Here is a 14673-nt window from a genome sequence, read left to right on the forward strand (position 1 = left end):
CCTGTGCCGGAAACATCACCGTCTCAAAACCATCGGCTACTGGACCGTCACCCACACCGCCGGTGGCCGACTCGACTGGACCGACCCGGCCGGCCACACCACCACCACACATCCGGACGGCCCCTTCACCACCGGCGACCTGTATGCCGGTGTCCCCGACGACATCCGGGCCCGGCTCACCGACCCCCGCACCCTCACGACACTGCGGCCGTCCCCCGCCGAACTGGAACTCGACTACCTGATCGACCTGCTCACCACCCCACGACAACGCGCCGACTACCACCAGCGCCGCCGCCGCGGATACTCACCGCGACACACCCGCGAACGGCAGGAAACGGTGCTCGTCGTCGACTTCCTCGACGACGAGCCACCGTTCTGAGCGCGGGCATGCACATTCCGCTCATCAACAGCCAACGCTCGGTACGGGTTTCACGCTCACACTGCGCCGCGACGGTCACTGAAGGAGATCTCGGGCGATCTGCTCGATTCTGAGAACGCTGTCGAACAGTTCCTCCCCGATCGCCGTGCGCAGCGTCGATTCGATGCCGGCAGCAACGCGGTCGGCTTCCTCGATCGTCTTTGCCCCGAGAGTGGTCAGACGGACCTCGACGAGCTTCTGGTGCATCGGTGAGGGCCGACGAGTGACGAGGCCCTTACCTTCGAGGGTCGAGAGCATCGTCGCAGTCGCCTGTGGGGTTCCCATCCCATTTCGTGCGAGTTGAGCCGCGGACGTCGGCTCGAGGTGCCGAATCGACAGCAGCGTCGTGTACTGCGGCACCGTGAGCTCGAGCGGTCTCAGGGCAGCGGCTTTGGCGTCGACGATGAGCCGCGCGATCCGTCGAATGTGGGTACCGAGACGATCGTCGAGCACCTCGGACAGCGGGCTGATCTCGACTTCTCCTGCCACGGAATCCTTCTCCCTACCCAACCTCGAGCATCACAACGTGCTGTCTTCTGCCGTCATTCTGCCATCGCCGCCCCCGTGACCGGCACACTGTTTCATGAAACACAGCATTGCCTTATGACAACAAGTTGTCATACTGTTCGGGACGGGACGCCGACCACGTACGTCGGCCAGGGAGGGAGAGCCACATGTCCACGACGATCGCTTCACCGGCAACGGAGATCACCTACGAGGGGAGCAAGAGGGAACTCGTCACCGACGAGGGGGTTCTGCGGTATCACGAGGCCGGAGACGGCCCACCCCTGCTACTTCTGCACGGGTCGGGAATCGGCGTGAGCGGCTGGCGCAACTACCGGGGAAACCTGGGTGTGTTCGCCCGGCACTTCCACTGCTACGTGCTCGAGTTTCCCGGGTTCGGTGCCAGCGACCCGGTAGTCGGGCATCCGGTTCTCACCGCGTCCGCGGCGGTGACGCGGTTCCTGGACGCCCTCGGCCTCGAATCCGCTGCGATCATCGGTAACTCGATGGGCGGGGTGGTCGGCGCGCACGTGGCGATGCGGCATCCCACGCGCGTGGAGAAGCTGATCACGATCGGCGGTGTCGGCCCGAACATCTTCAGTCAGTCGCCGAGCGAGGGCACACGCCTGCTGCGAGCGTTCGCCGACGACCCCAGTCGCGAGAAGCTGGTGCGGTGGCTCGAATGCATGGTGTACGACCCGGAAGTGATCACCGAGGACCGCATCGACGAGCGGTGGGAGACAGCGAAGGATCCGGCGTCCCACCGGACACTCGCAGCGATGTACGGCTCCGAAGCCGCCGCGTCCCAACAGCGGGCGCTCGAGGCATCCGACGCCCCGCCGTACTGGTCGATGATGCACAGAGTCCAGTGCCCGACGCTGTTCACCTGGGGGCTCGACGATAGGCAGTGCCCACCCGACATGCCGCTCGTCCCGCTCCGACTGGTGCCGAACGCCGAACTGCACGTCTTCCCGAACTGTGGTCACTGGGTGATGGAGGAGGCGAAGGAGGCATTCGAACGTCTCGCGCTCGAGTTCCTGCTCCGCTGACATGCCCGACCACAAAAGCCGGTTCGGCCCCTGCCACACCGGCAGAGGCCGAACCGTCTCTACGACTCAGCGGTGCCCGAAGTTCGGGTCCCGCTTTTCGGCGAAGGCGGCCATGCCTTCCTTCTGGTCGTCGGTGGCGAAGGCGGAGTGGAAGGTTCGACGTTCGAATCGCACACCCTCGGACAGGGTGGTTTCGAAGGAGCGGTTGACCGATTCCTTGACCATCAGGGTGATGGGCAGCGACATTTCGGCGATGGTGGTGGCGGTGGCGAGGGCCTCGTCGAGCAGGTCGGCGGCGGGCACGATGCGGGAGACGAGTCCGGCGCGTTCGGCTTCCTCGACGCCCATGGTGCGTCCGGTGAGGCACAGGTCCATGGCCTTGGCCTTGCCGATGGCGCGGGTGAGTCGCTGCGAGCCGCCGATGCCGGGCAGCACGCCGAGCTTGATCTCGGGCTGACCGAACTTCGCGGTGTCTGCGGCGATGAGGACGTCGCACATCATGGCGAGTTCACAGCCACCGCCGAGCGCGTAGCCGGCGACGGCCGCGATGATCGGCGTGCGGGCCGCAGCGAGACGGTCCCACGCGGAGAAGTAGTCGTCGATGTACATGTCCATGAACGACTTCGGCTGCATCTCCTTGATGTCGGCGCCGGCCGCGAATGCTCGGTCGCTGCCGGTGAGGAGGATCGCCCCGATGCCGCGGTCCCGGTCGAAGTCCTCGACGGCCGCGACGACCTCGGTCATCAGCTGCGCGTTGAGCGCGTTGAGCGCCTTGGGCCGGTTGAGCGTGATCACGCCCACGCGGCCGTTGCGCTCGACCTTGATGGTCTCGAAATCCGTCACTGATTCTCTCCGTTCGACCGGTGTCTGATGTCGTTGATGATCGCCGAGAAGTCCTCGCCGCCGTGCCCGGTCTCGTGGAAACGACGGTACAACTCGGCGGCGCGCAACCCGATTTCGGCGTCGACTCCGTTGTCGCGCAGCGCGTTCGCGGCGAGGCCGAGATCCTTGTCCATGAGGGCGGCCGCGAAACCCGGCTGGTAGTCGTTGTTCGCGGGGCTGCCCGGAACCGGTCCCGGCACCGGGCAGTTGGTGGTGAGCGCCCAGCACTGACCGGACGCGTTGGAGGCGACGTCGAACAGGGCCTGGTTGCTCAGGCCGAGTTTCTCGCCGAGCACGAACGCCTCACTGATCGCGATCATGGAGACGCCGAGGATCATGTTGTTGCAGATCTTCGCGGCCTGTCCCACACCGGGTCCGCCGCAGTGGACGACCTTGCGGCCCATCACGTCGAGCAGCGGATGGGCGGCCTCGAAGTCCTCGTCGGCACCGCCGACCATGAATGCGAGGGTGCCCGCCGACGCGCCCATGACACCACCGGAGACGGGGGCGTCGATACCCCGGTGGCCGGCCTGCTCGAGCCGCTCGTGGGCGGCGCGGGCGTCGGCGACGTCGATGGTCGAGCAGTCCACGAACAGGGTGCCGGGACGGGCGGCGGCGAGCAGCCCGCCGTCGTACAGGTCGAGGACGTGTCTGCCGCTGGGCAGCATCGTGATCACGACGTCGGCATCGACGGCGGTGGCCGCCGCGGAGCCGACGACGGTGATGCCGTCCTGCGTCGCCTGTTCGAGCGCGGCGGGCGCCAGGTCGAAGCCCTGGACGACGTATCCGGCCTTCGCGAGGTTCGCCGCCATCGGTCCGCCCATGTGGCCGAGACCGACGAAGCCGACGGTGATGTCGCTGATGCTCATCGCTGTTCCTCCCCACTCGCGGGCGCGGCGCCCGCGATCGTCCGAGCCAGTCCGAGTTCGGCGTCGCCGAGCGGCTCGAAGAATCGATCCACGTGTTCGTCGGTGACCGCGTCGAGGGTCGACGGCGACCATGCGGGGTTACGGTCCTTCTCTACCACCTGGGCACGGATACCCTCCACGAGATCGTGAGATCCCAGGCACGCCAACGACACCCGGTACTCCTGATCGAGCACCTCCTCGAGCGTGTCGAGGTCGCGGGCCTGCCGCAGCGCCCGCAGTGTCACCTTCGCGGCGGTCGGGGACTTCGCGAGGATCTGCTCGGCCGCCTTCTCCGCGGCCGGCACACCGCTGCCCTGCAACCGGGCGACGATCTCCTCGACGGTATCGGCACTGTAGGCAGCGTCGATCCAGTCCCGTTGCGCCAGTAGCTCCGACGCCGGTGCGGGCTCCGCGAATCGGGCGAGCGCGTCGTCGACGGCACCGCCGGCGAGTGCCTTCTCGAAGTCGGCGAGCCGCTCCGACGGGACGACGTGGTCGGCGAAGCCGCACGCGACGGCGTCGCCCGCCGTCAGCCGGGCCGTCGTCAACGCGATGTGGGTGCCGATCTCGCCGGGCGCCCGCGACAGCAGCCACGTGCCGCCGACGTCGGGCACGAAACCGATGCCCACCTCGGGCATGCCGATCGTGGAGCGTTCGGTGACGACGCGGACGTTGCCGTGCGCGGAGACGCCGACGCCTCCGCCCATGACGATGCCGTCCATGATCGCGACGTACGGCTTGCGGTAGCGGGCGATCGCCGCGTTGAGGACGTACTCGTCGCGCCAGAAGTTCTTCGACCCGTCGCCGCCCTCGCGGGCGTCGTGGTAGATCGAGACGATGTCGCCGCCCGCGCACAGGCCGCGGTCACCGGCACCGGTGAGCAGCACTGCGCGGACGGTGTCGTCGTCGGCCCAGTCCTGCAGGGCAGGCGTAATCCGCTGCACCATCGCATGATTCAGGGCGTTGATGGCCTTCGGCCGGTTGAGGGTGATGCGGCCGAGGCCGCCGGACCGCTCGATCAGAACGTCACTCATGCTGCTCCGATCATGGCGCGGGACACCACGACCCGCATGATCTCGTTGGTTCCTTCGAGGATCTGATGGACCCGCAGGTCGCGCACGATCTTCTCCACCCCGTATTCGGCGAGGTAGCCGTAGCCGCCGTGCAGCTGCAGCGCCTCGTTGGCGACGGTGAACCCGGTGTCGGTGGCGAACCGCTTCGCCATCGCGCACAATTCGGCCACCGCAGCATCTCCACTGTCCAATGCTCCCGCTGCCCGCCACAGCAGGCTGCGGGCGGCCTCGAGTTCGATCCGCATGTCCGCGAGCCGGAACTGCAGGGCCTGCTGCTCGGCGAGCGCCTTACCGAACGCCTTGCGCTCCCCCAGATAGGTGACGGTCTTGTCGAGCGCGGCCTGCGCGCCGCCGACCGAGCAGGCAGCGATGTTGATGCGTCCGCCGTTGAGGCCCTTCATCGCGAAGCGGAAACCCTCGCCCTCGCTGCCGAGGAGATTGTCGGCCGGCACCCGGACGGCGTCCATGATCACCTGCCGGGTGGGTTGCGCGTTCCAGCCCATCTTCTTCTCGTTCGCGCCGAACGACAGGCCCGGCGCATCCTTCGGGACGATGAACGCGGAGATACCGCGTGCGCCGAGGCCGCCGGTGCGGGCCATGACGACGTACACGTCGGACGTGCCGGCGCCGGAGATGAACTGCTTGACGCCGGTGAGCACGTACTCGCCACCGTCGCGAACGGCCTTGGTGGACAGGGCTGCCGCGTCGGATCCGGCGCCCGGCTCGGTGAGGCAGTAGCTGCCGAGCTGCTCCATCGCCGCGAGTGCCGGCACCCAGCGCCGGCGCTGCTCGTCGGTGCCGAACTCGTCGATCATCCACGTGACCATGTTGTGGATCGAGATGTAGGCGGCGATCGACGGGCAGCCGGTGGCGAGCTGCTCGAAGATGCGGACACCGTCGAGCCGGCTCAGGCCCGAGCCGCCGACGTCCTCCCGGATGTAGATACCACCCATGCCGAGCGCGCCGGCCTTGCGCAGCACGTCCACCGGGAAATGCTTGGTCTGGTCCCACTCGACCGCGTCGGGTGCCAGGTATTCGGCCGCGAAATCGTGGGCCGTGTCGACGATCGCGCGTTCGTCGTCGGAGAGAATGAACACCGGGTTTCCTCTAGTCCATCGTCGGGATGACGAAATGATCAGCGTGCTCCTTGACCCCGGACGGCCACCGCTGGGTGACGGTCTTGGTCTTGGTGTAGAAACGGATCGAATCCGGGCCGTGCTGGTTGAGATCCCCGAAACCGGACCGCTTCCACCCACCGAACGTGTGATAGGCGATCGGAACCGGGATCGGCACGTTCACACCGACCATGCCGGTGTCCACCCGGGAGCAGAAGTCGCGGGCGGTGTCACCGTCACGGGTGAAGATCGCCACCCCGTTGCCGTACTCGTGTTCGGACGGCAGGCGCAGCGCCTCCTCGTAGTCCGCGGCCCGCACCACCATCAGGACCGGACCGAAGATCTCTTCCCGGTAGATCCGCATGTCCGGGGTGACCCGGTCGAACAGGGTGGCGCCGGCGAAGAACCCGTCCTCGCAGCCCTCGAGGGTGAAGCCGCGGCCGTCGACGACCACCTCCGCCCCCTCGGCGACCCCGATCCCCACATACTCGTTCACCCGGGCCAGAGCGTCGGCCGAGACCAGCGGACCGAAGTCGGCGTCCTCGTCGTCGGAGCGGCCGATCCTCAGCTTCCCGACCCGTTCGGTGAGCTTGGCGACGAGCGCGTCCGCGGTCTCCTCCCCCACCGGGACGGCCACCGAGATCGCCATGCACCGCTCCCCGGCGGAACCGTAGCCGGCACCGATGAGAGCGTCGGCGACCTGGTCGAGGTCCGCGTCGGGCATGACGATCGCATGGTTCTTCGCGCCGCCGAAACACTGGGCGCGTTTGCCGTGGACCGCGGCGGTCTCGTAGATGTACTGCGCGATCGGGGTGGACCCGACGAAACCGACGGCCTTGACCCGCTCGTCGGTGAGCAGCACGTCCACGGCCTCCTTGTCGCCGTTGACGACGTTGAACACGCCCGCCGGCAGACCCGCCTCGAGGAACAGTTCGGCCAGCCGCAGCGGCACCGACGGGTCCCGCTCGGACGGCTTGAGGATGAACGCGTTACCGCACGCCAACGCCGGCCCGGCCTTCCACAGCGGGATCATGGCCGGGAAGTTGAACGGGGTGATCCCGGCGACGACCCCGAGGGGCTGGCGCATCGAGTAGACGTCGATACCGGTACCGGCGGACTCGGTGTACTCGCCCTTGATCAGGTGCGGGATCCCGATCGCGAACTCGATCACGTCGAGGCCGCGCTGGACGTCGCCGCGGGCGTCGGCGATCGTCTTGCCGTGCTCGGCGGACAGCATCCGGGCCAGCGGATCCATCTCGTCCTGCACGAGCTGGACGAACTTCATCAACACCCGCGCCCGTTTCTGCGGGTTGAACGCCGCCCACTCCCGCTGCGCGGCAGCGGCGTTCGCGATGACCGCCTCGGTCTCCGCCTTGTCGGCGAGCGGGACCCGCGACTGGACCGCACCGGTGTTGGGGTCGTAGACGTCGGCGAAGCGTCCGGAAGCTCCGGGGATGCGCTTACCGCCGACGAAATGGGAAAGCTCGGGAACGCTCATGTCGGGATCCGTCCTGTGCTGGCCGTCAACTTTGTCTATAACCCTATAGTCGGAAGTCCATGTATGTCCAGGTTCGGAAGCGGACATACGGTCGAAGCGCAGGTGACGGGCCGGTTCGTCGGACACACTGACGCATGGACTCTCCCCGGACGTCACCCCCATCAGCCGGGCCCCGCCTCGACCGCCGCACGTTCCTCGGCGGTGCCGGCGCCCTCCTCGCCGCCGGAATGACGGCCTCCCGCCCCGGCCGCGCGAACGCGGCGGGCACGCTGCCGCACCGACCGAACATCGTCGTGCTGATCACCGATCAGGAACGCCAGCCGATGTTCTGGCCGGCCGGGTGGGCCGAGCAGAACCTGCCGAACCGCACGCGCCTGGCCGACACCGGCCTGTCGTTCGACAACGCGTTCTGCAATGCCGCGATGTGCTCGCCGAGCCGCAGTACGTTCTTCACCGGGTTGTATCCCGCGCAGCACGGGGTGACCGCGACCCTCACCGAGGGCGGCACCCTCTCGCCGACGGAACCGACACTGCCGCTGGGCATTCAGAACATGGCAAAGTTGCTCGAGTCGGCCGGCTACGACGTGCAGTACCGCGGCAAGTGGCACATGAGCAAGGGCGCCTCCGGCGGCGACCCGTCGAGCGACGACCTGGCCGCGTACGGCTTCCACGGCTGGGTGCCGCCCGAGGCCGGGCAGGACACCGATCCCGACAATTTCGGGGGCGGCTGCGCGAACCACGACGCCCGCTACGCGGCGGAGGCCGTCGACTTCCTGCGCGACGGACACTCCGGCGACCGGCCGTTCGCGTTGATCGTCTCGTTCGTCAACCCGCACGACGTGCTCGCCTACCCGCAGACGTGGGACGCCATCAACGGCACGTGCGACAACTACGGATCCGACGCGCCCGGCATGTTCGGGCAGGGCATCGAACTGCCGCCCACGTACGACGAATCGCTGCTGCTGAACTTCAAACCCACCGCGCAGGTGCAGTCGCAGGCGCTGCTCGCAGGCGGACTCGGTCCACTGCCCGGCCCGGATGCCGCCCGCAACTACGTCAACTTCTACGCGTACATGCACAAGGTGGTCGACGAGCACATCGGCGCCGTCCTCGACGCCCTCGAATCCCGGCCCGGGATGCGGGAATCCACCGTCGTGGTCCGCATGTCCGATCACGGCGAGATGGGCATGTCGCACGGCGGGCTGCGGCAGAAGGTGTTCAACGCGTACGAGGAGACGCTGCGGGTGCCACTGGTGATCAGCAATCCGGTGCTGTTCCCGCAGCCGGTGCGCACCGGTGCGCTCGCCACCCTGATCGACGTCGTGCCCACCCTCGCGTCCCTCGCACACGTCCCGGACCCGGGTGCGTGGGACTTCCGGGGCGTCGACCTCATGCCGGTCGTCACCGACGCGGCCGCGCATCCGGGGGCGCCGAGCGCCCGCGTGCAGGACGTCGTGCACTTCACCTACGACGACCAGAACTGCGCCACCCCCGACGGGCAGAACATCGTCACCCAGCCGAATCACCTGCGCACGATCCGCGACGACCGCTGGAAGTACACGGCCTACTTCGATCCGGCCGGCGTGACACCGCCTCAGTTCGAGTTGTACGACCTGCAGACCGATCCGCTCGAACTGCACAACCGGGCCGATCCGCTGAACCCGACCTGGTTCGATCCGGCCCAGACGCGGCGTATGCACGCGCAACTGTTCGACGTGATGGAGCGGTGCGGGACGACACCGGCCCGCGGACTCGATCCGGTGGCGGCGGGCAGTTCGTGATCGTCCGCCGAATCAGTCCGGTGTGCAATCACTCTCGTCGATCGTGCCGGCATCGAGGAACTGTGTGACCAGCCACCCGCACGACGATCCGACGGTCGACCCGTGCACGTCGTCCTCGATCGTGAGCAGCTGCCCGCCCATCGCGGCGTGCGCGTCGAGCGCCCACGGGTACGGGGTGACCATCTCGTCACGGTGGCCGACGATCAGCAGGTCGGTGCCGGTGTCGGCGACGGCCGCCGCCTCCCCCGGCAGCGGCCAGCCACTGCACAGGCTGACCCCGGGAACATCCGAATCGGCGGGGAACTCGATGCGCCGCAACGGGTCCCGGCCCAGTTCGGCCCCGATACCGAGGTTCCGTGCGAGTTGCGTGGCGGTGTCACCGACCGGGTCGAGACTGTTGCAGATGTAGGCGACGCCCGCGGTGCCGTCGACCGCACGGTCGAGGAAGTCGAGGGTGTCCGGGTCCAGGGTCACCTCGGGGTCGTCGGGCGCCGGGCCGTCCCCGTCACCGGCCCCGAGATCACTGGGTTCGGGCACGAGCACGGCCGGCACGTCCGGGTCGGCGGCCGCCAGGGTGCGCAGCGCGTCCCCGGCCGACATACCGGTGTAGTCCATGCTGTCGAGCACCACCCGGCGCAGATGCTGCGGGTACCGGGTCTGCAGTTCGGCCCCGAGGACCGTCCCCCACGACACCCCCAGATAGTCGACGGTGTCGAGGCCGAGTCGCTGCCGCACGGTGTCGAGGTCACGGGCCGCATTCGCGGTGGTGATCGACGCGACGAATCCCGGGTCGGCGGCGACACACTCACGGTTCCCGGCCGCGATCTCGTCGGCATACGCGTGCAGGCTGCCGTCGTCACGGGTGTCCGGGGCGTCCGGCTCATCGCAGTCGAGGGAGGTCGAATAGCCGGTGCCCCGCAGGTCGATTCCGACGACCGCACCGGGCAGGTCCAGCTCCGACGCCACCGTGACCGCCATGCTGCGGCCCTCCACCCCCGGCCCGCCGGGGTTGACGAACAGGGTGGTCGCGGCCGGATCGGTGCCGGCGACCCGGCTCACCGCCAGGTCGATGCGCCGGCCGCCCGGGTCGGTGTAGTCGAGGGGAACGTCCACCGTCGCGCACTGCAACCGGTCCACCACACCCGCGTCGACGCCCAGGTCGGTGACGTACGCGGCCAGGTCCGGGCACGGACCCCACGCGAGCGCCGCGTCGTCGCCGGGGTGCCCGCAGCCGGCGAGGGTCGCAGCCCCCAGTAGGGCCGCGCCGAGTATCGCCACCCCTCGCACCCGCATCCGTCACCTCCCACGCCGATCACATCGACGTCCACGATAGAGGCGGCCGGGGAACCCGCTGGTCAGATCGCTTTCTCGAGCAGCGCCAGGTTGGCGGCCATCCCGTCCCGCCACACTGACATCCGGCCGGCGACGATGGCCGCCTCCTGCTCGGGATGCTGTTCGACGAAGTCGGTCAGCGGTGACCGTCCACCGGCGATCTTGCCCCACTGCCGGACCGTCGCGCCGTCACCGGCGGGGTCGACCTCGAAGCCCCACAGCGTGAACGGGGCATCGGCCGGACCCACCTGCCACACCCAGCGGCGGCCGTCCTCGACCTCGACGATCTCGGAATCGGTGTGCCAGTCGCCCATCGCCGCGCTGGTGTTGTGACCGCGGAACCGGGCACCGACCGCCACCGCGGTCGCCCCGTCCAGCCATTCGACGCGCTGCAGTTCCCCGTCGGCGCGGGTGGGCAGGGTGATGTCGGTGACCAGAGCCCACGCCTGCTCCGGGCTGCAGGCCAGACGGGTGGAGACCTCGACGGTGGGGGTGTCGCGCAAACGCATGATGCTCCTCGGGTATTCGAGTCGGTGCGCCCGATGCTAGCGCCGCCGGAATCCGCCGCCCAGGGCGCGGTAGCACGTGTCGAGGTCGCGCAGGGCGGCCGCGACCTCCGTTTCGTGTCCGGTATCGGCACGCAGCACCGCCCGCAGCAGGGCCTCGTCCAGGTCGCCGGGGGCGGCGGCGAAATCGATCTCCGGGAGGTGCTCGTAGCGGACGTCGTCCCCGAAATGGTCGCCGGCGTTCACCGCGTCCGGTGCGGTCGTGTCACCGACAGCGTGCACGAGTGTCCCGAGGTCGACGCCGCGGACGATCAGCAGCGTGGTGGGATCCCGGTCGAGATGGTCGGCGAGGACGTACGCGAGCGCCGCCACGTGCCGACACGGCCAGGCCGGGTCGGGGCACGTGCAGTCGAAGTCGAGTTCGCGGCCGCCGTCGGGCAGCAGCATCGGGGCGAGTGTCTGCGGCACCGTCCCGGACACCAGCGCGGCGAGGGTGCCCGGCGTGGACCGGATCGTGTCGAGCAGTTCGGCGGTGTGGACGTCGTCGAGGGTGCGCAGTGTGAGCGTCGCGGTGAACGGCGCGAGTTGACTGCCCTGCACGTCCGCGGTGACCCGGCCGGCGGTGACGTCGAGCGCGAGGACCCGGCCGCCGCGCGCGTACGTGCGACCGCGGGCGATCCGTCCGGGATCCCCTACCCGTTCGAGGACGTCGAGCAGTGCCCGCCCCCACCAGCCGCGTGGGGATCCGGCGTGCGCGTTGCTCATTCGCCCACCGCGTCGTCACCGAGGGTCAGCAGGTCGTGCAACTGGTCGGCGTCCATCTCGGTGATCCACCGCTCCCCCGTCCCGATCGCGAGGTCCGCCAGTTGCTGCTTGTCGGTGATCATCGCGTCGATCCGTTCCTCGAGGGTGCCGACGCACACCAGTTTGCGGACCTGCACGTCACGGCGCTGCCCGATCCGGAACGCCCGGTCGGTGGCCTGGTTCTCCACCGCCGGATTCCACCACCGGTCCAGGTGCACGACGTGGTTGGCGGCGGTGAGGTTCAGCCCGATGCCACCGGCCTTGAGGGACAGCAGCATCAGCGGCGGCCCGCCGTCGTGCTGGAACTCCTCGACCATCCGGTCCCGGCGGGCCTTGGGCACGCCTCCGTGCAAGAACGGCACCGCCGTCCCGAACCGGTCGGCCAGATAGGGGGCGATCAGGTCCCCGAACTCGCGGAACTGGGTGAACAGCAACGCCCGTTCGCCGTCCGCGGTGACCGCGTCCAGGATGTCCTCGACCAGGGCGAGTTTCCCGGACCGGTGCCGACCGCGGCGCAGCACACCCGACCCGTCACCGAGGAAGTGCGCGGGATGGTTGCACACCTGCTTGATCCGGGTCAGCGCCGAGAGCACCGCCCCCTTGCGCGCCATGCCCTCGGTGTCCTTGATCTTCTTCAGCATGTCGTCGACCACCGCCCGGTACAGCGCGGCCTGCTCGACGGTCAGGTTCGCCCGCACCGTCATCTCCTGCTTGTCCGGCAGATCGGAGATGACAGTGGGATCGGTCTTGACGCGGCGCAGCACGAACGGCGACGTCACCGCCCGCAGTCGGGTGATCGCGGCCGGATCCTGGTCCCGCTCGATCGGCACCGCGAACCGGGCCCGGAACGCCTGCGGGCTGCCGAGCATGCCGCGGTTGGCGAAGTCGAGGATGGACCGCAGCTCGTCGAGCCGGTTCTCCACCGGGGTGCCGGTGAGCGCGATCCGGTGCGCGGCCGGGACGGCGCGGGCCGCCCGCGCCTGCGCCGTCGCCGCGTTCTTGACGTGCTGCGCCTCGTCGAGGACCACGCGCCGCCACGTCTGCTCCGACAGGGCCGCCACGTCGCGGGCGAGCAGCGCGTACGTGGTGATCACCAGGTCGGCGGACCGGACGGCGGTGGTGAACTGCCCGCCCCGGCAGCGGTCGGCACCGTGGTGGACGTGGACCCGCAGATCCGGCACGAACCGGGCCGCCTCCCGCTGCCAGTTGCCGACCACCGACATCGGGCACACCAGCAGGGTGGGCGTATCGGCGCGTTCGTGCGCGAGCAGCGCGAGGACCTGCAGCGTCTTGCCCAGGCCCATGTCGTCGGCGAGGACCGCACCGAGCCCGGCGCCGCTCATGAACGCCAGCCAGTCCAGGCCCCGCCGCTGGTAGGGCCGCAGGTCGGCCCGCAGCCCCGGCGGCACCGGAACCGGCGCCGGTTCGAGGGTGCCGTCGAGGAGGGTGCCCACCCAGCCGGTAGCGGCGACCTCGTCGACCGGCACGGGCGGCCGCTCCGCCTCCGTCAACTGTCCGAGCAGATCCGCCAGCGTGCCCCGCGTTCCCGAATTGCGCTGCGTCACATAGCGGGCCGCCTGCGCGAGGACTCCTGCATCGGCCTGCACCCACTGGCCGCGTAACCGGACGAGGTCGCTCTGGGTGCCGGCGAGCCGGGTCAGTTCGTCGGCGGTGAGGACGACGTCGCCGAGCGCGAGTTCCCAGTCGTAGCCGACGATCTCGCCCATCCCGACGGCGCGCTGCTCGTCGGCAGCGGGTACCGGTGGCGACGCGACCCGCACCCGCAGCGTCGGGGCGGCCGCCGTCCACGCCCGCGGCAGCAGCAGCGTGATCCCCGCCTGCTCGAGCGCCCGCGCGCCGTGGCTCACCAGGTCGACGACGACGGCGGTGGGTAGCAGCAGGTCGAGGCTGTCCGGGTCGGTGGGCAGCTCCCGCAACCGCGGGTACGCGGCGTGCGCACCGCCGAGCTTGCGGACGGCGGTCTCGATGAGCCGAGGATCGGTGCGGTGCAACAGGATCGGTGACGGCGCCTCACCCTCGGCGCGCAGGCACACCTGCAGCCGCCACAGGGCGTCGTCGGCGAGATCGATGCCGGTGTCGGTGTCGTCGGAGCCGGTCTCGGGTTCGAGGAGCCGCAGCACCAGGTCCGGTTCCCCGGCCGTGAGGGTGCCGCGCCACGCGTCGAGCCGCTGCGCGACCTGCCGGCTGCCACCGGCGTACGGCTGCCCGCGCAGCAACGCCCGCAGCAACGGATGCTCGGAGTCCCGGTCGCCGAGCAACTCCCGCACGACGGCGTCGGTGATCTCGCCGACCAGATCGTCGAGGATCTCGCGCGGCGCGCCCTCGCACCGTTGGACGGCCGGCATCACCGCGGTGAGGTCGGCCAGCCACGCCCGCTGCGGTTCGCCGCCGAGCAGCCGCCAGCGCGGCCACCAGCTGTCCTCGGCCCGGAACAGTTCGGGGACGACCCGTCCGGCCCGCGCCCACCGTTCCACTCCGCGGGCGACGTGCGCGAGATACCGCAGGTCGCCGGAGATGTCGGGCGAAGAATCGGGCACCGTCAGGAGGACGTCGACGGCCTCGGCCGGGGCGAGCGCGAGCACCGGCACCCGGCGCGGCTCGGTGCCCACCGCGGCGGGCACGTGCACGGTGTGGTGCCGCCGGAACCGCCTCCGCAGGATCCGCGCGAGCGGCTCGGGCAGGTCGGACAGCTCGGAGTCCGGGCCCCGCCACAGCAGCAGGCCCGCACCCGGCGACCACAGCCCGTGCAACATGGCGTCCATGCTGCCAGGAAGGACCGACA

12 protein-coding genes and 1 pseudogene are annotated in these 14673 nt (G+C 69.6%); 3 read left to right on the plus strand and 10 right to left on the minus strand.

Translation table 11 applies throughout. The features are described from left to right. A pseudogene (locus tag E0497_RS20440) lies at positions 1–379 on the plus strand (HNH endonuclease signature motif containing protein); the annotation flags it as partial. Between the two features lie 75 nt (positions 380–454). On the opposite strand, the gene E0497_RS14670 reads toward E0497_RS20440, so the two are convergent. Further along, positions 455–907, minus strand: coding sequence for a MarR family winged helix-turn-helix transcriptional regulator (locus tag E0497_RS14670; protein WP_137725537.1), 453 nt, complete (start codon positions 905–907; stop codon positions 455–457). A 185-nt stretch (positions 908–1092) separates the two neighbouring features. Between E0497_RS14670 and E0497_RS14675 the strand changes: the two genes are divergently transcribed. After that, a complete protein-coding gene (locus tag E0497_RS14675; protein ID WP_137725538.1) occupies positions 1093–1971 on the plus strand; it encodes an alpha/beta fold hydrolase in 879 nt (292 codons plus the stop codon). A 66-nt stretch (positions 1972–2037) separates the two neighbouring features. Here the strand turns inward: E0497_RS14675 and E0497_RS14680 are convergent, their stop codons facing one another. Genes E0497_RS14680 through E0497_RS14700 form a run of 5 tightly spaced genes read right to left on the minus strand, consistent with a single transcriptional unit; the run spans position 2038 to position 7447 of the window. Beyond that, entirely contained in the window at positions 2038–2814 is a 777-nt protein-coding gene (locus E0497_RS14680; protein ID WP_137725539.1) for an enoyl-CoA hydratase, read from the minus strand. Further along, a complete protein-coding gene (gene mmsB / locus E0497_RS14685) occupies positions 2811–3722 on the minus strand; it encodes a 3-hydroxyisobutyrate dehydrogenase (RefSeq protein ID WP_194150319.1) in 912 nt (303 codons plus the stop codon). The genes E0497_RS14680 and mmsB overlap by 4 nt, the downstream gene beginning before the upstream one ends. Then, the gene (locus E0497_RS14690) at positions 3719–4795 is read right to left on the minus strand and encodes an enoyl-CoA hydratase/isomerase family protein (RefSeq protein WP_137725541.1); all 1077 of its coding nucleotides are present in this window, start codon (positions 4793–4795) and stop codon (positions 3719–3721) included. Before E0497_RS14690 ends, mmsB begins: the two co-directional genes overlap by 4 nt. After that, a complete protein-coding gene (locus tag E0497_RS14695) occupies positions 4792–5931 on the minus strand; it encodes an isobutyryl-CoA dehydrogenase (protein ID WP_137725542.1) in 1140 nt (379 codons plus the stop codon). Before E0497_RS14695 ends, E0497_RS14690 begins: the two co-directional genes overlap by 4 nt. A gap of 10 nt (positions 5932–5941) precedes the next feature. Further along, a complete protein-coding gene (locus E0497_RS14700) occupies positions 5942–7447 on the minus strand; it encodes a CoA-acylating methylmalonate-semialdehyde dehydrogenase (protein ID WP_137725543.1) in 1506 nt (501 codons plus the stop codon). Between the two features lie 134 nt (positions 7448–7581). Here E0497_RS14700 and E0497_RS14705 point away from each other — a divergent pair, with 134 nt between their 5' ends. After that, positions 7582–9228: a sulfatase family protein gene (locus E0497_RS14705; protein WP_137725544.1), complete on the plus strand. Its 1647-nt coding sequence runs from the start codon at positions 7582–7584 to the stop codon at positions 9226–9228. 12 nt (positions 9229–9240) lie between these two features. On the opposite strand, the gene E0497_RS14710 is transcribed toward E0497_RS14705, so the two are convergent. The 4 genes from E0497_RS14710 to E0497_RS14725 all read right to left on the minus strand — a co-directional run bounded on the left by E0497_RS14710 (position 9241) and on the right by E0497_RS14725 (position 14644). Continuing rightward, entirely contained in the window at positions 9241–10506 is a 1266-nt protein-coding gene (locus E0497_RS14710) for an alpha/beta fold hydrolase (protein WP_161987421.1), read from the minus strand. Between the two features lie 77 nt (positions 10507–10583). Continuing rightward, a complete protein-coding gene (locus E0497_RS14715) occupies positions 10584–11069 on the minus strand; it encodes an SRPBCC family protein (RefSeq protein WP_137725546.1) in 486 nt (161 codons plus the stop codon). Between the two features lie 36 nt (positions 11070–11105). Continuing rightward, positions 11106–11831, minus strand: a complete 726-nt coding sequence (locus tag E0497_RS14720; protein WP_137725547.1) for an SWIM zinc finger family protein — start codon at positions 11829–11831, stop codon at positions 11106–11108. Continuing rightward, on the minus strand, positions 11828–14644 hold the full coding sequence (locus tag E0497_RS14725; RefSeq protein WP_170312982.1) for a DEAD/DEAH box helicase: 2817 nt from the start codon (positions 14642–14644) through the stop codon (positions 11828–11830). Before E0497_RS14725 ends, E0497_RS14720 begins: the two co-directional genes overlap by 4 nt. Positions 14645–14673 lie beyond the last annotated feature (29 nt).

Origin of the sequence: Prescottella subtropica, assembly GCF_005434945.1 — a bacterium.
Taxonomy (GTDB): Bacteria; Actinomycetota; Actinomycetes; order Mycobacteriales; family Mycobacteriaceae; genus Prescottella; species Prescottella subtropica.